14 protein-coding genes are annotated in these 14,949 nt (G+C 67.1%); all 14 read left to right on the top strand.

Features of this window, described 5'->3' with window-relative positions; genetic code table 11:
• The first annotated feature begins 90 nt into the window (after positions 1-90).
• The 14 genes from C9412_RS20810 to fabZ all read left to right on the top strand — a co-directional run bounded on the left by C9412_RS20810 (position 91) and on the right by fabZ (position 14,946).
• Complete coding sequence (locus C9412_RS20810) at positions 91-435, top strand: hypothetical protein (RefSeq protein WP_258189958.1); 345 nt, start codon at positions 91-93, stop codon at positions 433-435.
• Positions 435-1,133, top strand: a complete 699-nt coding sequence (locus tag C9412_RS03535; RefSeq protein WP_107230334.1) for a molecular chaperone — start codon at positions 435-437, stop codon at positions 1,131-1,133. Before C9412_RS20810 ends, C9412_RS03535 begins: the two co-directional genes overlap by 1 nt.
• Before the next feature lie 220 nt (positions 1,134-1,353).
• Positions 1,354-2,160 (top strand): 30S ribosomal protein S2, encoded by an 807-nt coding sequence (gene rpsB / locus C9412_RS03530; protein ID WP_057497695.1) that lies wholly within the window; start codon positions 1,354-1,356, stop codon positions 2,158-2,160.
• A gap of 126 nt (positions 2,161-2,286) precedes the next feature.
• Positions 2,287-3,162 (top strand): translation elongation factor Ts, encoded by an 876-nt coding sequence (gene tsf, locus C9412_RS03525; protein ID WP_107230333.1) that lies wholly within the window; start codon positions 2,287-2,289, stop codon positions 3,160-3,162.
• A gap of 251 nt (positions 3,163-3,413) precedes the next feature.
• A complete protein-coding gene (locus C9412_RS03520; RefSeq protein WP_107230332.1) occupies positions 3,414-4,952 on the top strand; it encodes a GGDEF domain-containing protein in 1,539 nt (512 codons plus the stop codon).
• A 121-nt stretch (positions 4,953-5,073) separates the two neighbouring features.
• The gene (pyrH, locus tag C9412_RS03515) at positions 5,074-5,802 is read left to right on the top strand and encodes a UMP kinase (RefSeq protein WP_057497698.1); all 729 of its coding nucleotides are present in this window, start codon (positions 5,074-5,076) and stop codon (positions 5,800-5,802) included.
• Between the two features lie 96 nt (positions 5,803-5,898).
• A complete protein-coding gene (gene frr / locus C9412_RS03510; protein WP_049427358.1) occupies positions 5,899-6,453 on the top strand; it encodes a ribosome recycling factor in 555 nt (184 codons plus the stop codon).
• A gap of 5 nt (positions 6,454-6,458) precedes the next feature.
• Positions 6,459-7,226, top strand: a complete 768-nt coding sequence (uppS, locus tag C9412_RS03505; RefSeq protein ID WP_107230331.1) for a polyprenyl diphosphate synthase — start codon at positions 6,459-6,461, stop codon at positions 7,224-7,226.
• On the top strand, positions 7,223-8,059 hold the full coding sequence (locus tag C9412_RS03500) for a phosphatidate cytidylyltransferase (protein WP_107230330.1): 837 nt from the start codon (positions 7,223-7,225) through the stop codon (positions 8,057-8,059). Before uppS ends, C9412_RS03500 begins: the two co-directional genes overlap by 4 nt.
• Before the next feature lie 2 nt (positions 8,060-8,061).
• Entirely contained in the window at positions 8,062-9,252 is a 1,191-nt protein-coding gene (locus C9412_RS03495; protein WP_107230329.1) for a 1-deoxy-D-xylulose-5-phosphate reductoisomerase, read from the top strand.
• 55 nt (positions 9,253-9,307) lie between these two features.
• Positions 9,308-10,666, top strand: a complete 1,359-nt coding sequence (gene rseP, locus C9412_RS03490; RefSeq protein ID WP_107230328.1) for an RIP metalloprotease RseP — start codon at positions 9,308-9,310, stop codon at positions 10,664-10,666.
• Between the two features lie 74 nt (positions 10,667-10,740).
• On the top strand, positions 10,741-13,104 hold the full coding sequence (gene bamA / locus C9412_RS03485; protein WP_107230327.1) for an outer membrane protein assembly factor BamA: 2,364 nt from the start codon (positions 10,741-10,743) through the stop codon (positions 13,102-13,104).
• Positions 13,105-13,468: 364 nt separating this feature from the next.
• Positions 13,469-14,491, top strand: a complete 1,023-nt coding sequence (lpxD, locus tag C9412_RS03480) for a UDP-3-O-(3-hydroxymyristoyl)glucosamine N-acyltransferase (protein WP_107230326.1) — start codon at positions 13,469-13,471, stop codon at positions 14,489-14,491.
• Positions 14,488-14,946 carry a 3-hydroxyacyl-ACP dehydratase FabZ gene (gene fabZ, locus C9412_RS03475; protein ID WP_057497706.1) on the top strand — a complete coding sequence of 153 codons (459 nt, stop codon included), beginning with the start codon at positions 14,488-14,490 and terminating at the stop codon, positions 14,944-14,946. The genes lpxD and fabZ overlap by 4 nt, the downstream gene beginning before the upstream one ends.
• Positions 14,947-14,949 lie beyond the last annotated feature (3 nt).

Below are 14,949 nucleotides of genomic sequence, written 5' to 3'. Positions count from 1 at the left end.
TGGGCGTGCCGACCAACGGTCGGCACCTACCGGGCAGGTTCCGGACGGTCGGCACCTACCGGGACGGGTTCCGGTAGATCCACGCCATGCGTGGATGCTGGCCTGGCGCAGTCGAGCAAACTCGACTCTACAGTTCCGGCCGATCCCGCCGATACCGCGCAGCGAGTCCTGACGCAGGGTGGTTGGCGGGTGGTTCGCGTATTTCTGATCGGGGCGATACTGTTCGCCAGCACGCCCGCATGGGCCGAACCCGCCACCACGCCGCTGCAGATCCGGCTCACCGTGGTGGACGCCTGCAACGGCGAGGCCGGCAGCCGCCGCTGCCCGGTCCCGCAGCAACGCAGTGACGCGCCGCAGCTGCCCGCCCAGGTCCGCGATCTGGCACCACCGCCCGCCAATGAAGAACCGGTGCCTGCCGTGACCGTCATCTACTGATGCGCACGGCGCTGATCCTGCTGGCGTCGCTGCTGGCCATGCCCGCCGCGGCACTGGACCTGTCCCCCACCACGCTTCAGCTGCCCGTCGAAGGTGGCCGCACCGAGCTGTGGCTGTACAACCCCGGCCCCGGCCACTGGCAGGGCCAGGTGCGGGTGCTGGCCTGGGAACAACAGGTGGATGCCGAACGGCTGCGCCCAACCGGGCAGATCCTGGCCAGCCCGATCCAGCTTGATCTCGCCCCGGGCGTGCGCCAGCGCGTCTGGCTGCTGCCCGGCCGCCCCGAGCCCGTGGCCGGTGAACAGGCCTATCGCATCGTGCTGGAGCCCGGCCAGCCCGGCCTGCCCCGCTACTCACTCCCGCTGTTCCGCGGCCAGGCCGCTCCGCAGGCGCAACCCCGCATACAGGCCCGGCTCGACCCCGACGCGTCGCAGCCCTATCTGCGATTGAGCAACGCCGGGCCGCTGCACGCCCGCCTGCATGACCTGGTGTTCGTCGCCGAAGACGGCCAGCGCACCCTGCTGCTACCGGGCCTGGCCGGCTACCTGCTGGCCGGGCACGAGCGCCGCTGGGCGCTGCCGCCCCGGCCGAACGGCTACCATGACGGGCGCTTCCAGGCCCATCTGCAGGATGGCCGCCAGGTCGAACTGGCCACGCCGGACCCCGCAATTGCAGCGGGCGCGCCAAGCGGGCTATAATCGACCGGATTCCTGCCGCCAGCGTGCGCGGGACCCCGTCCACACCGGACGTCACCGGTGAATCCACACCTGCTGCCCCCATCCGTGCCGGGGTGCTCCGCAAGGAGTTCGGCCACGGAGGCAACAGGGAAGCCCAACCCCGGAACCCATCGCGTTTCCACGCGTCCCGCATACCTATTACCGCGGGCGGAAGCGCAGGTTCCCCATCAGGAGTATTGCAATGCCCCAGGTCACCATGCGTCAGATGCTGGAAGCCGGCGTCCACTTCGGCCACCAGACCCGCTACTGGAACCCCAAGATGGCTCCGTACATCTTCGGCGCCCGCGGCAAGATCCACATCATCAACCTGGAAAAGACCGTCCCGCTGTTCAACGACGCGATGAACTTCATCTCGTCGGTGGCCCAGAAGCGCGGCACCGTCCTGTTCCTGGGCACCAAGCGCAGCGCCCGCGAAACCATCCGTGAAGAAGCCGAGCGTTGCGGCATGCCGTTCATGAACCAGCGTTGGCTGGGCGGCACCCTGACCAACTTCCGTACCGTCAAGCAGTCGGTTGCCCGCCTGAAGGAACTGGAAGCCGGTGAAACCGACGGCACCTTCGAGAAGCTGGTCAAGCACGAAGTGCTGGGCCTGCGTCGCGAGCGCGACAAGCTGGAAGCCTCGCTGGGCGGCATCAAGGACATGAACCGTCTGCCGGACGCCATCTTCGTGATCGACATCGGCCACGAAGACATCGCGATCAAGGAAGCCAAGAAGCTGGGCATCCCGGTCATCGCCGTGGTCGACACCAACTACAACCCGGAACTGGTTGATTACGCCATCCCGGGCAACGACGACGCCATCCGCGCTGTGCAGCTGTACGCCCGCGCCGCTGCCGACGCCGTGCTGGAAGGCAAGGCTGCTGCACCGCACGCCGCTTCGGTGCGCGAAGAAGAGTTCGCTGAAGCCGCCGCTGAAGGCGAAGACAAGCCGGCCCGCCGCGCGCCGGCCAAGAAGGCTGCCAAGAAGGGCGACGACGCCCAGGCCTGATCCAGGCCCCGGGGTGGACGCCCGGCGTCCACCCTCCCTGCATGCCGCCCTTGGCGCGTGACAGGACTGTGTCACACGGGCCGGCCACCATGCCGGCCCAACCCCTTTCTTTCGTGAGGTAATCCCGTGGAAATCACTGCTTCCCTGGTCAAGGAACTGCGCGAGCGCACCGGCGCCGGCATGATGGAATGCAAGAAGGCGCTCACTGAAGCCAACGGCGACATCAACGCTGCTGCTGAAGCCATGCGCAAGTCCGGCGCCGCCAAGGCCGACAAGAAGGCTGACCGCGTGGCCGCCGAAGGCCGCCTGGGCCTGGCCCAGGACGGCGGCAAGGCCGTGCTGGTCGAAGTCAACTCGGAAACCGACTTCGTCGCCAACGATGACAACTTCAAGTCCTTCGTCAACGCTGTCGCCGCTGCTGCCCTGGCCACGGACGCCAACGACGTCGAAGCCGTGAAGGCCGCCAAGCTGGCCGATGGCCGCACCGTTGAAGAAGCCCGCGCCACCGCCGTGCAGACCCTGGGTGAGAACATCCAGATCCGTCGCCTGGTGAAGGTGGACGGCAACAACACCGTCGGCGCCTACGTGCACACCAACGGCAAGGTCGGCGTGCTGGTCGACCTGGTCGGCGGCGACGTCGAGCTGGCCCGTGGCCTGGCCATGCATGTGGCCGCGCTGAAGCCGCCGCACAACAAGGCTGCGGACGTTCCGGCCGACTTCGTCGAGAAGGAAAAGGAAATCGAGCTGGCCAAGATGTCCGAGAAGGACAAGGCCAAGCCGGCCGACATCCTGGAAAAGATCATCAGCGGCAAGATCAACAAGATCGTCAGCGACGTGACCCTGTACGGCCAGACCTACGTGCTGGGCGACACCACCGTCGAGCAGGTGGTCAAGGCCGCTGGCGCCGACGTGGCCGGCTTCAAGCTGCTGGTCGTCGGCGAAGGCATCGAGAAGGTGGTGGAAGACTACGCCGCCGAAGTTGCCAAGGCGATGCAGGTCTGATTCCAGCCCTCCGGCTGTGAAGCAACCAGAAGGAGCCGCGGGAAACCGCGGCTCTTTTTTTGTGCCTGTGGCTGCACCCCACCGGTAGGTGCGCACCGTTGGTGCGCACACCGACACCCGCACCTTTGCGTTACGCACCAATCAAGCCGATACTCGGCGCAGGGAATCGACAGTCACCTAGCAGGAACGAAAATCGCGGACTGTGATGCATTCCTAGGTATTCTTGTCCTAATGGAATTGAACGACCCGACATGCCTCCCGAGCTGACAGCTGCCCTGGCGCTCTGCCGCAACCTGCCTTCGCCGCCCGGTATTGCCCTGCGCATCATCGAACTGGCACAGGACCCGGAAGCGGACATCGCCACCGCCGCCGACATCATCGCCATCGACATGGCGCTGAGCGCTCGCATGCTGCGCATCGCCAATTCGCCGCTGTACGCCAGCCGCCGCCGGATCGAGAACCTCGGCCAGGCGCTGACCATGCTCGGCCTGAATGCCACGATCAGCCTCGCCCTCGGCTTCACCGTCACCCAGGGGCTGACCGGCGGCAGTGGTGCCGACCACGACCTGCGCCAGCGCGCGTGGAAGCGCAGCATCCTCAGTGCACTGGCGGCCAGCCAGCTGGGCCAGGCGCGCGGGCTGCGCCGGCTGGAGGAGCTGATGCTGGCCGGATTGCTGCAGGACCTGGGCGTGCTGTGCCTGGCCCAGGCCGAGTCGGAGCGCTATCTGCCCCTGCTGCGGGATGCGCGCGACAACATCGATCTGGTCTCCCGTGAGCGCGACGCGCTGGGCTGCAGCCATGCCGACGTGGGCGCCTGGGTGGCCGAGCAGTGGGGCCTGCCGCGCTATCTGGTGGAGAGCATCAGCCACAGCGAAGACCAGGATGCCGCTGGATCGGCGTTCCAGGCCTGCGTACAGCTGTCTGGCGCCGTGGCCGACATCTGGCTCGATGACGATGCCGATGCCGCACGCGAGCGCGCCCTGCAGCAGGTGCACGATCGTCTGGAACTGGACAGCGCGCGTTTCGACCAGGTGCTGGTGCGCATCAGCGAAGCGCTGCCGGACATCGCCAGCCTGTTCGAGGCCGGCCTGAGCTCGCCGATGCGGGTGCGCGAGCTGATCGATCACGCCCAGGAGCTGGCCACCCTGCGCAACCTGCGTGAACTGCAGGATGCCGACCAGGCGCGCCGCCGCGCCGACGAATTCGAGGCCCGCGCCAAGCGTCTGGCCGACCAGGCCCATCGCGATGCCCTGACCGGGGTGCTCAACCGCCGCCAGCTGGAGGCAGTGCTGGAACAGGAATTCCTGCGCGCCGGACGCCAGGGCTGGCCGCTGTCGGTAGCCTTCATCGACCTGGACGACTTCAAGAAGATCAACGATGCCCACGGCCACCTGACCGGCGATGAAGTGCTGCGCGCCTTCGCCGGCAAGCTGCAGGGCCAGCTGCGCAACAGCGACACCGTGGCCCGTTTCGGCGGTGAGGAGTTCGTCGCGCTGCTGCCCAATACCAGCGAAACCGTGGCCCTGGACGTGATCCGCCGGGTCCTGGCCAACATCGTCGCCACGCCGATGGCCGAGCTGGAAGGTGGCCCGCTGTTCGTCACCTTCTCCGCCGGCGTGGCCACCCAGGGCGGTTACGAGCGCTTCGCCGATGTGCAGGACCTGCTGCGCGCCGCTGACGATGTGCTGTACCGCTCCAAGAACCTGGGCCGCAACCGGGTGATCGCGCGCTCCCCCGGTGCACTGGGGCACGACGAGCTGTCGGCCACGGCCGGCGCCGAACTGGGCTGAACGGGAAGCCCCGCATCAGCGGGGTGAACCGCCGGATTTTGCGCCGCAGTGCACAAAACACTATGGCCCGACGCCGCATGCGCGTAGAATCGCCCGCGATTTCCACGCACCCGAGGTCCCCATGTCCAAGCTCGCCTATCGCCGCATCCTCCTGAAACTGTCCGGGGAGGCGCTGATGGGAGATGAGGACTACGGCATCGATCCGAAGATCATCAACCGCCTGGCCCGCGAGGTCATCGAAGCCCAGCAGGCCGGTGCCGAAGTGGCGCTGGTGATCGGCGGCGGCAACATCTTCCGCGGTGCCGGCCTGGCCGCCGGCGGCATGGACCGGGTCACCGGCGACCAGATGGGCATGCTGGCCACCGTCATCAACGCCCTGGCCATGCAGGACGCGCTGGAGAAGCTCGGCGCCAAGGCCCGTGTGATGAGCGCGATCAAGATCAACGACGTGTGCGAGGACTACATCCGCCGCCGCGCCATCCGCCACCTGGAAAAGGGCCGCCTGGTGATCTTCGCCGCCGGCGTCGGCAGCCCGTTCTTCACCACCGACTCCGGCGCCGCCCTGCGTGCGATCGAGATCGGTGCCGACCTGCTGCTGAAGGCCACCAAGGTCGATGGCGTGTACGACAAGGACCCGAACAAGCACAGCGATGCGGTCCGCTTCGACACCCTCAGCTACGACGAAGTGATCCGCCGCGGCCTGGAAGTGATGGATACCGCCGCCTTCGCGCTGGCGCGCGACAGCGATCTGCCGATGCGCGTGTTCGACATGGGCCAGCCGGGCGAACTGCTGAAGATCCTCAGCGGCGAGAACATCGGCACCCTGGTCCAGGGCCGCGATCCGGCCTGAGCCTGAGCGGACGGCGACAGCCGGGTCGATCCAGGCCCGGCAGCGTCCCGTATTCGCCTATAATCGCCCGATTCCAGATACATCCAGGACCGGGCGATGCTCAACGACATCAAGAACAACGCGCAGACGCGCATGGCCAAGAGCATCGACGCTCTGAAGCACACCCTCACCTCCATCCGGACCGGGCGTGCCACGCCGGCCCTGCTGGACCGTGTGACGGTCAATGCCTACGGCAATGCCAGCACCCCGCTGAACCAGGTTGCCTCGATCTCCAACGCCGACGCCCACTCGCTGCTGGTCACCCCGTTCGACAAGGGCATGATCAAGGAGATCGAGAAGGGCCTGTACAACGCCGAGTTCACCCCGAACACCCTGGGTACGGCGATCCGCATCAACATGCCGCCGCCGACCGAAGAGCGCCGCAAGGAGCTGGCCAAGCAGGTGCAGAAGGAAGGCGAAGGCGCCAAGATCGCGATCCGCAACATCCGTCAGGACGCGAACAAGGAAATCGCCAAGCTGGTCAAGGACAAGGCGATCAGCGAAGACGAGAAGAAGCGCGGCGAAGACGACATCCAGAAGTTGACCGACGCCAACATCAAGGACGTCGACAAGGTCGTTGCCGACAAGGAAAAAGAACTGCTGTCGGTCTGAAGTCGATGCCTTCAGTCCCGCCTCCGTTGCCGGCTGCCCTGCCCCGCCACGTTGCCATCATCATGGATGGCAACGGTCGCTGGGCGCAGCAGCGTCGTCGCCCGCGCGTGATCGGCCACCGTGCCGGCGCGCGTGCCGTCAACCGCACCATCGAGCGCTGCCTTGAACTGGGCATCCCGGCGCTGACCCTGTTCGCCTTCTCCAGCGAGAACTGGGGCCGGCCGCAGGAAGAAGTCGATGCGTTGATGAAGCTGTTCCTCGGTGCGCTCGACCGCGAAGTGGACGAGCTGCATCGGCGCGGCGTGCGCGTGCGCTTCATCGGCGAACGCGAGCGCTTCGGCGCCGGGCTGGTCAGCCGCATGCAGCTGGCCGAGCAACGCACCGCCGACAACACCGCGCTCACCCTGTCCATCGCCGCCAGCTACGGCGGCCGCCAGGACATTGCCCGTGCCGCGCGCGCCCTGGCGGTGGAAGTGGCCGCCGGCCGCCTGCTGCCCGAGCAGATCGACGAGTCGCTGCTGGGCCGCCAGGTCGCGCTAGCCGACCTGCCGCCGCCAGACCTGTTCATCCGCACCGGCGGCGACACCCGCATCAGCAACTTCCTGCTGTGGCAACTGGCCTATACCGAGCTGTGGTTCACCGAGGCGCTGTGGCCCGATTTCGATGCCGACCAGCTGCAGCAGGCGCTTGATGCCTATGCCGGCCGCGAGCGTCGATTCGGCCTGACCAGCGCCCAGATCGCCGCCCTGGCCACCGAGACCTCCAGCCCATGACCAAGACCCGAGTCCTCGCCGCGCTGATCATGGCGCCGCTGGCCATCGCCGCGATCCTGCTGCTGCCGACGCAGTGGCTGGCCGCCGCCGCCGCCGCCGTGCTGCTGATCGGCCTGTGGGAATGGCTGAAGCTGTCCGGCATCGAAGACACCCTGGCGCGGACCGTGCTGCTGGTGCTGAACCTGCTGCTGATGGTGCTGCTGGTCTGGGCCGATGGCAGCACCCTGGTGCTGTTCCAGATCACCACGCTGGCCGGCGTTGCCTGGTGGCTGGCGGCCCTGGTCTGGCTGCGCTTCTTCAACTTCGGCGCACAGCCGACGGCCCCCGCGCGGATCGTGAAGATGCTGGCCGGTACCCTGGCCATCGTCCCGGCCTGGGCGGCGCTGGTGCTGATCCATGCCGGCGGCGATCCGCCGGGTCAGCAGGGCCACCTGTGGCTGCTGGCGGCACTGGCACTGGTCTGGGCCGCCGATTCGGGCGCCTATTTCGCCGGCCGACAGTTCGGCAAGCACAAGCTGGCCCCGCGCATCAGCCCCAACAAGACCTGGGAAGGCCTGTTCGGCGGGCTGATCGCCGGTGTCGCCGTCGCCCTTGGACTGGGCTGGCTGGCCGGCATCGACGGCGCCCACCTGCCGGGCCTGCTGATCACCTCGGTGGTGGCGGTGTTTGCCTCGGTGCTGGGCGATCTGTTCGAAAGCCTGATCAAGCGTCACGCCGGCGCCAAGGACTCGGGCCACCTGATTCCGGGCCATGGCGGCGTGCTGGACCGGGTCGACGGCGTGCTGGCGGCCGTGCCCGTGTTCGCGCTGGGCAAGGAAATCTTCGGGTTCTGACCATGAATGCAGCTGCAGACCTGCGCCGGGTCGCCGTGTTCGGCGCCACCGGCTCGATCGGTGCCTCCACGCTGGACGTGATCGCCCGCCACCCGCAGCGCTACCAGGCCACCGTGCTGGCAGCGGGCCGCCAGGTGCAGGCGTTGCTGGCCCTGTGCCGGCAGCACGCGCCGGCCCATGCGGTGATCGCCGATGAATCGCTGTACGCCGAGCTGCGCGACGGCCTGCGCGAGGCCGGTCTGGCCACCCAGGCCCATGCCGGCTCCGCCGCGCTGGACCAGCTGGCAGCCAGTGAGGCCTGTGACACCGTGGTGGCCGCCATCGTCGGTGCCGCCGGCCTGTCCTCGACCCTGGCCGCCGCGGCCGCCGGCAAGCGCATCCTGCTGGCCAACAAGGAATCGCTGGTCCTGGCCGGTGAACTGCTGACCCGCACCGCCGAGCGTGCCGGCGCCGAGATCATCCCGATCGACAGCGAGCACAGCGCGATCTTCCAGTGCCTGCGCTCGCGTGACGCCAGCCTCGACGGCGCCGGCGTGCGCCGGATCCTGCTGACCGCCTCCGGTGGCCCGTTCCGCAACCGAACGCGTGCCGAGCTGGTCCAGGTCACCCCGGCACAGGCCGTGGCCCACCCGAAGTGGTCGATGGGGCCGAAGATCTCGGTCGATTCGGCGACGTTGATGAACAAGGGCCTGGAAGTGATCGAGGCCCATCACCTGTTCGCGGTGCCTGGCGAGCGCATCGAGGTGCTGGTGCATCCGCAGAGCCTGGTGCATTCGCTGGTCGAGTTCGTCGACGGCTCCACCCTGGCGCAGATGGGCCTGCCGGACATGCGCACCACCCTGGCCGTCGGCCTGGGCTGGCCGCAACGCATTGAATCGGGCGTGGCCGGGCTGGACCTGCTGGCGCAGGGCCGGCTCGATTTCGAAGCCCCCGACACTGACGCCTTCCCCTGTCTGGCGCTGGCCTGGCAGGCGATGCAGGCCGGCGGCACCGCCCCGGCGGTGCTGAACGCTGCCAACGAAGAGGCGGTTTCAGCGTTTCTTCAGGGCCGGATCGGTTTCCTGACCATCCCGGAGCTGGTTGCTAACGCTCTTTCAACACTGCCGACCGAACCAGCCGATACACTGGAGGTCCTGTTGTCCGCCGACCAGCGGGCACGCCAGCTGACCCTGAACGCCATCGCCGCCGCCTGAACGACCGCCTCGCCCAGCATGACGACGCCGCCCCTGTCCGCCACTGTGAGCCTGCATGACTGATTTCATCGGATCGGTCTGGTGGATGATTGTCAGCCTTGGGCTGCTGGTCACGTTCCACGAGTTCGGGCATTACTGGGTCGGCCGCCTGTGCGGCGTCAAGGTGCTGCGCTTCTCGGTCGGCTTCGGGCGGCCGCTGTGGTCGCGCCGCGACCGCCATGGCACCGAGTTCGCCATCGCCGCCATCCCGCTCGGCGGCTATGTGAAATTCCTCGATGAGCGCGAGGTCGAGGTCCACCCGCATGAACGCGGCCAGGCCTTCAACCACAAGACCGTGTGGCAGCGCATCGCCATCGTCGCCGCCGGCCCGCTCGCCAACCTGCTGCTGTGCATCCTGCTGTTGTGGGCGATGTTCGTGATCGGCAAGCAGGATTACTCCCCCACCATCGGCCGCACCAGCGGCATTGCCGCCACGGCCGGCCTGGCCGGTGGCGACCGCGTGCTGCGCGTGGACGACCGCCAGGTCGTCACCCTGGGCGAGGCCAGCATGGCGCTGACCGCTGCAGCGATGGACCGCCGCGATGTGAAGCTGGAAGTACTCGATGCCGCCGACCAGGTGCGCGTGCGCACGCTGCCGCTGTCGCAGCTGCCGGCGGGCTTCGATGAACGGCGGGTGCCGATCCTGGCCGGCCTGTACTGGCAATCGTGGCTGCAGCCGGCCCTGGTCGATTCGCTCACGCCCGATTCGGTGGTGAGCGGGCTGCTGCAGCCCGGCGACCTGATCGTGGCGATCGACGGCCAGCGCATCGACAGTGTCGACCAGGTGATCGGCGAGATCCAGGCCCTCGGCCGCGCCGGCGGCCCCGGCATGATCGAAGTCCTGCGCGGCGGTGAGCGGCTGGCACTGGAGGTCACCCCGCGCCAGGGCAAGGACGGCAAGGGCAACCCGGTCTGGCAGATCGGCGTCGGCTTCCCCACCTCCTACAGCCCGGCCTACGACACCCTGCTGCGCTATGGCCCGCTGGACGCGGTGACCGTGGCCGTGCGCGAAACCGGCCGCCTGGCCGCCGACTCGCTGGGCATGATGGGCCGCATCGTCACCGGCAAGGCCTCGCTGCAGAACGTTTCCGGGCCGGTCACCATCGCCCGGGTGGCCAATGTATCGGCCAAGCGCGGCCTCGACTGGTTCCTGCAGTTCCTGGCCCTGCTGTCGCTCAGCCTGTGCATCATCAACCTGCTGCCGATCCCGATCTTGGACGGCGGCCACCTGCTGTATTACCTTATCGAGTTGGTCAAGGGCAGCCCGCTGAGCGAGCGTGCCATCGCCGCCGGCCAATACATCGGCCTGGCGTTGCTGGCCGGGCTGATGGGGTTGGCGTTCTACAACGACATCCTCGGCCTGGTCCCGCGATGAACTTTTCCACGTTGTTGCCGTCTACAGCGTCGGCATCCCGCACCAATGAAATCGACCTTCCTACCGGACGTGACATGACGCGACTCCCCAATCGCCGCCTGCTGGCCCTCGCCCTCGCCGCCGTCACCGGCGCTCCCGCCCTGGCCCAGGCAGCCGAGCCCTTCACTGTCAGCGACATCCGCGTCGATGGCCTGCAGCGCATCAGCTCGGGCACGGTGTTCACCTACCTGCCGGTGGAACGTGGCGAGACGGTCACCGACAGCAAGGTCGGCGAGACCATCCGCGCCCTGTACAAGACCGGCTTCTTCGAAGACGTGCAGCTGGACCGCCAGGGCACCATCCTGGTGGTGACCGTCAAGGAACGCCCGGCGATCAACAAGCTGACCGTGACCGGCAACAAGGACATCAAGTCCGACCAGCTGCTCAAGGGCCTGTCCGACATCGGCCTGACCGAAGGCGGCACCTTCGACCGCCTGAGCCTGGACCGCGTGACCCAGGAACTGCGCCGCCAGTACAACGACCGCGGCAAGTACAACGTCGAGATCACCCCGACGGTGAGCCCGCTGGACCGCAACCGCGTGGACATCGCCATCGCCATCAAGGAAGGCAAGGCGGCCAAGATCCGCCATGTCAACCTGGTCGGTACCGAGAAGTACGAGAGCAAGGACATCCTGGAGACCTGGGAATCGAAGGAGCACAACTGGGCCTCGTGGTACCGCCGCGATGACCAGTACTCCAAGGAAAAGCTGTCCGGCGACCTGGAAAAGCTCAACTCCTGGTACCTGGACCGCGGCTATGTCGACTTCAGCATCGATTCGACCCAGGTCTCGATCAGCCCCGACAAGCGCGACATGTTCCTCACCGCCGGCGTGACCGAGGGTGCGCAGTACAAGATCTCCGAGATCAAGGTCAGCGGCGACACCATCCTCCCGCAGGAGGACGTCGAGCGCATGGTGATCCAGAAGTCCGGTGACACGTTCTCGCGTGCCCTGCTGGAATTCAGCTCGGACACCATCACCAACTCGCTGTCCAACATCGGCTACGCGTTCGCCAAGGTGAACCCGATCCCGACTACCAACCGTGCCGAACAGACGGTGGCCATCAACATGCAGGTCGTGCCCGGCCCGCGCGTGTCGGTGCGCCGCATCCTGTTCCGTGGCAACACCCGCACCTCCGACGAAGTGATGCGTCGCGAAATGCGCCAGTTCGAGAACAGCTGGTACTCGCAGGCCGCGATCGACCGCTCCAAGATCCGCCTGCAGCGCCTGGGCTATTTCGAGTCGGTCGAGGTCGAGACCCCGGCCGTCAGCGGCAGCAACGACCAGGTCGACGTCGTCTACAACGTCAAGGAAACCACCTCCGGCAGCTTCGTGTTCGGCCTGGGCTATTCGCAGTCCTACGGCATGACCACTTCGGTGCAGCTGTCGCAGAACAACTTCCTCGGCGGCGGCAACCGCGTGTCGGTTGAAGCCTCGCGCAGCAGCTACCTGCAGCGCTACGGCTTCAGCTACACCAACCCGTACTTCACCGATGACGGCGTGTCGCTGGGCTACAACCTGTCCTGGCGCGAACTGGACTACTCCGACTTCAACACCGCGCAGTACAACAGCACCAATGGTTCGGCGCAGGTGGTGTTCGGCGTGCCGCTGACCGAGACCGACACCGTCTCGCTGATGTTCGGCATCGACAGCAACCAGATCACCACCTATCAGGGCTCGACCCCGCAGTCGATCATCGACTACATCAACGCGGTCGGCCGCCGCACCTTCCACGCGTGGCGCACCGAGCTGGGCTGGGCGCGCGACTCGCGCAACGACTACTTCATGCCGACCCGCGGTACCTACCAGCGCGTCGGCCTGGAAACCACGCTGCCGGGTTCGACCATCGAGTACTACAAGCTGAACTACCAGATCAGCAAGTACTGGCCGATCATGCCGTCGCTGGTGATCAACACCCGTGCCGAAGTGGGCTACGGCGACGCCTACGGCAAGGACTACAGCCGCACCGTGACCGAGCCGGACGGCACCACCCGGACCGTCACCGCCAGCGGCCTGCCGTTCTTCGAGAACTTCTACGCCGGCGGCACCAACTCTGTGCGTGGCTTCGAGGACAACACCCTGGGCCCGCGCGAAATCACCCAAGGCTATCCGGAAGGCCAGCCGCTGGGTGGTTCGCTGAAGACCGTCGGCTCGGTCGAAGCCTACTTCCCGCGCCTGTTCGACAGCCCGTCGGCGCGCGTGTCGGCCTTCGTCGACTTCGGCAACGTCTACAACGGCACCAAGAACTTCAAGGCCAACGAACTGCGCGTATCCACCGGTGTGGCCCTGCTGTGGCGCGCCCCGGTCGGTCCGATCTCGATCAGCTACGCCTTCCCGCTGAAGAAGGAAGACGATGACAAGATCGAACGACTGCAATTCACCTTCGGTGGGCAGTTCTGACGAACCGCCCTGCGGCTCATCAGAACTGCACGCGCATTCCTCCTGTTCCCCGCGCCGTTGGCGCGCCCCCCTTAACAAAGGGGGGCTCTCCACCAGACGGGGTGCGAAGCGCCGGGCATTGCCCGGCGTTTTCGTTTTTGCTTGCTCGCCGCCGCCGTTACTTCCCGCGCTCGCGTGAAATCATCTGGTGATGGCGCAGGGGGCTGACCAGGACCGTTGGCGCCATGGATGGCGCCATCGAGCCCCCAGGGATGGGTTTACGGCGTGTCCTGGGCAGCCCCCTGCGCCATCACCCCGGGACATCAGGCAGGCGCCGCTTTTGACCCCGCATGACCGCAATGGCGTCACACGTTAAACTCCCGCCGTGAATACTCCCACCTACACCGCCCAGCAACTCGCCGAGCAGTTCGGCCTGCAGGTCCATGGCGACCCCGCCACCGCCATCCATGGCGTGGCCACCCTCGCCCATGCCGGACCTGGCCAGCTGACCTTCCTCGCCAACCCGCGCTACCGCGCCCAGCTGGCCGACAGCCAGGCCTCGCTGGTGGTGTTGCGCGCCGACGACGCCGACGCCGCCCCGGGTAGCGCGCTGGTGGCCAAGGATCCCTACACCACCTTCGCCAAGATCGCCGCGCTGTTCGACATCGCACCGGCGCGCCCGCCGGGCATCCACCCCAGCGCCGTCATCGATCCCAGCGCCCAGGTCGCCGCCAGCGCCCACATCGGTCCGTTTGTCTCCATCGGCGCGCGCAGCGTGGTGGGCGACAACTGCATCATCGGCGCCGGCAGCGTGATCGGCGAAGACTGCCGCCTGGACACCGGTTGTGAACTGATCGCCCGGGTCACCCTGGTCACCCGGGTCACGCTCGGCAAGCGCGTGCGCGTGCACCCCGGTGCCGTGCTGGGCGCCGATGGCTTCGGCCTGGCCATGGATGCCGGCAAGTGGATCAAGGTTCCGCAGCTGGGCGGTGTGCGCATCGGCGACGACTGCGAGATCGGCGCCAATACCTGCGTCGACCGTGGCGCGCTGGAAGACACCGTGCTGGACGAGGATGTGCGCCTGGACAACCTGGTGCAGATCGCCCACAACGTGCAGATCGGCGCGCACTCGGCCATCGCAGGCTGCACCGGCATCGCCGGCAGCGCCAAGATCGGCCGCTACTGCCTGCTCGGCGGCCACGTCGGCGTGGTCGGCCACCTTGAGATCTGCGACAAGGTCGTGATCACCGGCAAGTCGGTGGTCCGCAACTCCATCCATGAGCCGGGCGAGTACTCGTCCGGCACCCCGTTGACCGACAACCGCACGTGGCGCAAGAACGCCGCGCGCTTCAAGCAGCTGGACGCATTGGCTCGCCGCGTCCTGGCCGCTGGCAAGGAGAAAGAATGAACGACACGCTGCAGCTTCCGATCGACGTCAGCCAGATCCAGGAACTGCTTCCGCACCGCTACCCGTTCCTGCTGGTGGACCGGGTGCTCGAGCTCGACATCGAGGCCAAGCGCATCCTGGCGCAGAAGAACGTCAGCATCAACGAGCCGTTCTTCCAGGGCCACTTCCCGGGCCGCCCGATCATGCCCGGCGTGCTGATCATCGAAGCGCTGGCGCAGGCCGGTGGCGTGATGACCCAGCTCACGCTGGGCCGCGACTCGCAGTCCAAGCTGTTCTACATGGTCAAGGTGGAAAACGCCCGCTTCAACAAGCAGGTCGTCCCCGGCGATGTACTGATGCTGGATGTGCAGATGAAGCGCCTGATCCGCAACATGGGCTGGTACTACGGCGAAGCCAAGGTCAACGGCGAAGTGGTCGCCTCGGCCGAAGTCATGTGCGCCGGCGCCAAGGGCTGATCC

The organism is Stenotrophomonas sp. Nf1 (assembly GCF_003028475.1).
Classification (GTDB): domain Bacteria; phylum Pseudomonadota; class Gammaproteobacteria; order Xanthomonadales; family Xanthomonadaceae; genus Stenotrophomonas.
Note: the sequence above shows the minus strand (reverse complement) of the source record. Positions and strands in the feature narration are given on the sequence as shown.

Bases quoted from the DNA above. Each gene is read 5' to 3' on its own strand.
- C9412_RS03535 (WP_107230334.1), top strand. From the start codon at position 435: ATGCGCACGGCGCTGATCCTGCTGGCGTCGCTGCTGGCCATGCCCGCC.
- rpsB (WP_057497695.1), top strand. From the start codon at position 1,354: ATGCCCCAGGTCACCATGCGTCAGATGCTGGAAGCCGGCGTCCACTTC.
- C9412_RS03520 (WP_107230332.1), top strand. From the start codon at position 3,414: ATGCCTCCCGAGCTGACAGCTGCCCTGGCGCTCTGCCGCAACCTGCCT.
- pyrH (WP_057497698.1), top strand. From the start codon at position 5,074: ATGTCCAAGCTCGCCTATCGCCGCATCCTCCTGAAACTGTCCGGGGAG.
- frr (WP_049427358.1), top strand. From the start codon at position 5,899: ATGCTCAACGACATCAAGAACAACGCGCAGACGCGCATGGCCAAGAGC.
- uppS (WP_107230331.1), top strand. From the start codon at position 6,459: ATGCCTTCAGTCCCGCCTCCGTTGCCGGCTGCCCTGCCCCGCCACGTT.
- C9412_RS03500 (WP_107230330.1), top strand. From the start codon at position 7,223: ATGACCAAGACCCGAGTCCTCGCCGCGCTGATCATGGCGCCGCTGGCC.
- C9412_RS03495 (WP_107230329.1), top strand. From the start codon at position 8,062: ATGAATGCAGCTGCAGACCTGCGCCGGGTCGCCGTGTTCGGCGCCACC.
- rseP (WP_107230328.1), top strand. From the start codon at position 9,308: ATGACTGATTTCATCGGATCGGTCTGGTGGATGATTGTCAGCCTTGGG.
- bamA (WP_107230327.1), top strand. From the start codon at position 10,741: ATGACGCGACTCCCCAATCGCCGCCTGCTGGCCCTCGCCCTCGCCGCC.
- fabZ (WP_057497706.1), top strand. From the start codon at position 14,488: ATGAACGACACGCTGCAGCTTCCGATCGACGTCAGCCAGATCCAGGAA.